At 64.2% G+C, this 4,712-nt stretch carries 3 protein-coding genes and 1 pseudogene; 3 read left to right on the plus strand and 1 reads right to left on the minus strand.

The genetic code is table 11. The features are described 5' to 3' along the window. Positions 1-315 precede the first annotated feature (315 nt). A complete protein-coding gene (locus tag Q0938_RS18875) occupies positions 316-711 on the minus strand; it encodes a hypothetical protein (RefSeq protein WP_299365608.1) in 396 nt (131 codons plus the stop codon). A gap of 151 nt (positions 712-862) precedes the next feature. Between Q0938_RS18875 and Q0938_RS18880 the strand changes: the two genes are divergently transcribed. From Q0938_RS18880 to Q0938_RS18890, 3 genes and pseudogenes are all read left to right on the plus strand, one after another. Further along, positions 863-2,380: a recombinase family protein gene (locus Q0938_RS18880; RefSeq protein ID WP_299365616.1), complete on the plus strand. Its 1,518-nt coding sequence runs from the start codon at positions 863-865 to the stop codon at positions 2,378-2,380. Continuing rightward, positions 2,380-3,288: a plasmid partitioning protein RepB C-terminal domain-containing protein gene (locus Q0938_RS18885; RefSeq protein ID WP_094020045.1), complete on the plus strand. Its 909-nt coding sequence runs from the start codon at positions 2,380-2,382 to the stop codon at positions 3,286-3,288. Before Q0938_RS18880 ends, Q0938_RS18885 begins: the two co-directional genes overlap by 1 nt. Next, positions 3,285-4,203, plus strand: a pseudogene (locus Q0938_RS18890) (plasmid partitioning protein RepB C-terminal domain-containing protein). Before Q0938_RS18885 ends, Q0938_RS18890 begins: the two are co-directional and overlap by 4 nt. Positions 4,204-4,712 lie beyond the last annotated feature (509 nt).

Below are 4,712 nucleotides of genomic sequence, written 5' to 3' on the forward strand. Positions count from 1 at the left end.
GCGGCCCCGGCTCCGTGACCCTCAGCGCCTTGCAGAGCCGTTCCCGCGCGGCGATCAGATCGGCCGTGGCGCCGACAGCCCCTCTCGCATAACCCTCGAATACAACGAGAAAATCCCGCCGCAGCCGGACCGGGAGAACGGTTTCGCAAGGGCAAGTGGCGGAGGGTCGGAACCGCGAGGAATCTCGGCTCAGAAGGCTTCCAAGAATCGCCTTCGGTCCGAGGATTCAAATGGCGGCCTCATCTACACCGAAGGCGATTCTAGATCCTTCGCCGACATGATTTTTACATTTTTTACCAATCGGGTAAGTGAAAATCACCCCTCGCGGTTCTGGCCATCGGAGCGCATCTCCCGCACCGCCGCGAGCAACTCTTCGATCGCCTTTTCGGCCGCCACGAGTTTCATCGCCACCATCAGGTCCTGACGCCCTGCAAGCGCGAGGAACGTGCCCAGCACTTCGTCGGAATGCCGGGCCAGCGCCACCAGATGCTCACCGCTCGGGCCGTATCGGCCGGCAAACCAGTTCTTCACCGTCTTCTCGTTCGCCCCCGTCCAGGACGCAACGACCTTTGCCCCCGCCCTGCTGTCCTCATGGGAGCGGCGCAGTGCAGATGCAATTTCGTCGGCGAACCCGTTCCCCGCATCACTCCGACCATTTCGACCATATCCGTTTTGTTTCGGAAAGAACTTGCCCTTTTTCGGAAACGACATTCCGGCCTCCCTCGCTGTAGATGGACGAGAGGGATTCAGCCCTGGATTCAGGCGGTTCGGATGGATTGGCCGGCAATACCGAGGAGATGCATGTGTGAGCGGTCGTTTGGTGACCAATTCGGGCAAGAGCGACGGTGCGGTCGAGCCGGACGTGCCCGCCGTCGCCTACGTCCGGATGTCGACGGATCACCAGAAATACTCGACCGAGAACCAGCTGGACGTCATTCGGAACTATGCCGCCGCGCGGGGCCTTCAGATCCTGCGCGTGTTCGAGGACTCCGGGCGATCCGGGCTGCGGCTCGATGGTCGCGAGGCCTTGCAGAACCTCATGGCCGAGGTCCGTTCCGGCCACGCCGATTTCAAGGCGATCCTCGTCTATGACGTCAGCCGTTGGGGTCGGTTTCAGGACGCTGACGAGGGTGCCTACCACGAACATGTCTGCTCCCGCGCGGGGATCCGGGTCCATTACTGCGGCGAGCAGTTCGAGAACGACGGCAGCATCGGCTCGAACCTCCTGAAGACCGTGAAGCGCGTGATGGCCGGCGAATACAGCCGGGAACTTTCGGTGAAGGTCTTTGCCGGGCAATGCCGCCTGGTGGAGCTCGGCTATCGTCAGGGCGGCGCGGCCGGATACGGGCTGCGGCGGGTGCTGATCGACGAGCACGGCAACCCGAAGGGCGAACTGTCGCGTGGCGAGCAGAAGAGCCTTCAGACCGACCGCGTCATCCTCGTCCCCGGCCCCGAGGAGGAGCAGCGGGTCGTCCAGCGCATGTACGAGATGTTCGTGCGCGAGGGGCGTCCCGAGCGGGATATCGCGGAGGTTCTGAACGCCGAAGGTCACCGCACCGATCTCGACCGGCCGTGGACCCGGGCGACCGTCCATCAGGTGCTGACCAACGAAAAGTACATCGGGAACAACGTCTTCAACAAGGTGTCCTTCAAGCTGAAGCAGCGTCGGGTGGTAAACCCGCGCGAAATGTGGATCCGGGCTGAGGGCGCCTATCCTGCCATTGTTGACGAGGCGCTGTTCCTGCGCGCCCGGGAGATCGTGGACGCCCGCAGCCGCCATTTCTCGGACGAGGAACTGCTCGACGCGCTGCGCGCGCTCCTTCAGCGACAGGGTATGTTGTCGGGCCTGATCATCGACGAGGAGGATGATCTGCCGTCCTCCAGCGCCTATCGCAGCCGCTTCGGCAGCCTGCTGCGCGCCTACCGGCTGATCGGCTACGAGCCGGACCGCGACTACAGCTACATCGAGGTCAACCGCGCCTTGCGGCAGGCCCATCCGCAGGTCGTGGCCGAAATCATCGCTGGCGTCACCCGGCACGGCGGGTCGGCCGTGCAAGACCCCGACACTGATCTGGTTCGCGTCAACGACGAGTTCACCGTGTCCATTGTGCTGGCCCGATGCAGCGCCACGGCAGCCGGGTCGCTGCGCTGGCGCATCCGTCTCGACACCGGACTGGTGCCCGACATCACCATCGCTGTGCGCATGGACGAGGTGAACGAGGCGCCGCGCGACTACTACTTGCTGCCCAGCATCGACATGACCTTCGGGAAACTGAAATTCGCCGAGCAGAACGGGCTCGCGCTCGATGCGTACCGGTTCGACACGCTCGATTTCTTCTACGCGCTCGCCTCGCGGGCGAGGATCGCGGAGGTGGCGTGATGCCCGACGACTTGGAGCCAACGAGCCAGAAGCAGGTGACCCTGATCCCGACCGACAGGGTTAGGGTCCTCAACCCCCGCGTCCGAAATCGGCGCACCTTCGAGGCGATGGTGGAGAACATCGCGCGCATCGGCCTGAAGCGCCCGATCACCGTGGCACCGCGCCCCGGGACCGATCCGCAGGAGTACGACCTCGTCTGCGGTCAGGGCCGCCTCGAGGCCTTCGTCGAACTGAAGCAGGACCACATCCCCGCCATTGTGATCGACGCTGACGAGAGCGATTGCCTCGTGATGAGCCTCGTCGAGAACTGTGCGCGGCGGCAGCACAACCCCATCGACCTGATGCGCGAGATCGGCGCGCTCCGCCAGCGCGGCTACAACGACCGTCAGATCGGCGAGAAGATCGGCGTTTCCACCGAATATGTGAACATGATCGCGGGGCTGCTGGAGAAAGGCGAGGAGCGCTTGGTCTCGGCCGTGGAAACCGGGGTGCTTCCGCTGAATCTGGCCATCCAGATTTCCAAGACGGACGCCAAGGGCGCGCAGAAGGCACTGATGGACGCCTACACCCAGAACAAGCTGCGGGGTCGGAAGCTGGCGCTCGTGCGCCGCCTGATCCAGCAGCGCGAACTGCGGGGCCCGCAGATCCACAGCAACCAACTCGGACGCAAGCCTCCGAAACGGGCGCTCACGAGCGAGGGCCTTGTGCGGGCGTATCAGCAGGAGGCGACGCGCCAGAAGCTGCTTATCAAGAAGGCCGAGCTCACCCAGAGTCGGCTGATGTTCGTGCGCGAGGCGTTCCGGAAGCTCTGCGCGGACGAGCATTTCATGACCCTGCTCAGGGCGGAGGGGCTCGAGACAATGCCTGCCGACCTTGCGCGGCCCGTGACCGACGGGGCTCCGGCATGAAGCGCGAAGCACGCGACACCCTGAAGAGCGTCACGCTCGGGTTCGAGGACGACTGCGTCACGCTCCCCATCGATGCTATCCTGCCGCTCCGCGCCCTCGGCAAGTCCGCAAAAATCCAGCCGGAAGTATCGGCAGATCGTGGCTTCCATCGCCCAGATCGGGATCGTCGAGCCGCCCGTCGTGGTTCGGAACCCCGACAAGTCCGCCACTTGGTTGCTGCTCGACGGCCATCTTCGGATCGAGGCGCTAAAGGATGCTGGCGAACAGGAAGTGGAGTGTCTGGTCTCCACCGACGATGAGGCCTTCACCTACAACCGCCAGGTCAGCCGCCTTGCGCCGATCCAGGAACACAAGATGATCCGAAAGGCGATCGAGCGCGGCGTGCCCGAAGAGAAGATCGCGCTCGCCCTCGACCTCAACATGAGCAGCATACGACGCAAGGCGCGCCTGCTGGACGGCATCTGCGAAGAAGCCGTCGCGATCCTGAAAGACAAGCCTTGCACGAACGCCGTGTTCGATGCGCTGCGCAAGATGAAGACCATGCGCCAGATCGAGGCAGCCGAGCTTCTGGTCAACGCGAACAACTATTCCGTCGCCTACGTAAGCGCGATCCTCGCGGGAACGCCGCAGGCCCAACTGGTCGAGTCCTCCAAGCCGAAGAAGGTCAAGGGCATCACCCCCGAGGCCATGGCGCGCATGGAGCAGGAACTGGCCCGTCTGCAGGAGGGGATCGCCTCGATCCAGGACACCTACGGCCAGGACCACCTGCATCTGACCGTGATCAAGGGCTATGTCGGCAAGCTGCTCGGGAACGCCCGGGTCGTACGCTACCTGGCGCAGAACCATCCCGAGTTCCTCGGCGAGTTCCAGACGATCACCGAGATCACGCCGGCCGAGGCCGCCGACGCCGAGTAGCCGTTCGCGGCGAATGAAGGGGACCCGGACCCGATAAGCGCGGGGACCGCGGGAGACGCCGGACTGTGGGCCGGATCGAGCGCGGCGGTGGGGATGGCGGCGAACCCGCTCGGAGCCCACCAGGCTGGCTCGAGTTTTCGCCGGCCGCGCGGCCGCGCATCATGTGGCTGCGTTCAATTCGGGGCGTGTCGGAGGCGAGGCCACTCCGGCACGCCCGTTTCTTGCCACACATGTAGGGGGCGATCCGCCTTGCGGCGCGCGCGGCTTCGCAACTATCTGACTTGCCTCGTACTTTCTTTCACGCCTTCGTTTGGACGCAACCATGTAGAGTTGCTCAGATGGAGGACAAAATGAAACGGAACTGCATGACCCAGAAAGAACTCGCGGACCGTTGGACCATCTCGCACCGCACCCTGGAGCGGTGGCGGTGGGCTGGACCGCGAAGACCGTGGCCGAGGGCGGCACCGGCGATCTCTTCTACACCATGAACAAGGAGGCTGCGGGCGACG

The organism is uncultured Paracoccus sp., from assembly GCF_947496875.1.
GTDB lineage: Bacteria > Pseudomonadota > Alphaproteobacteria > Rhodobacterales > Rhodobacteraceae > Paracoccus.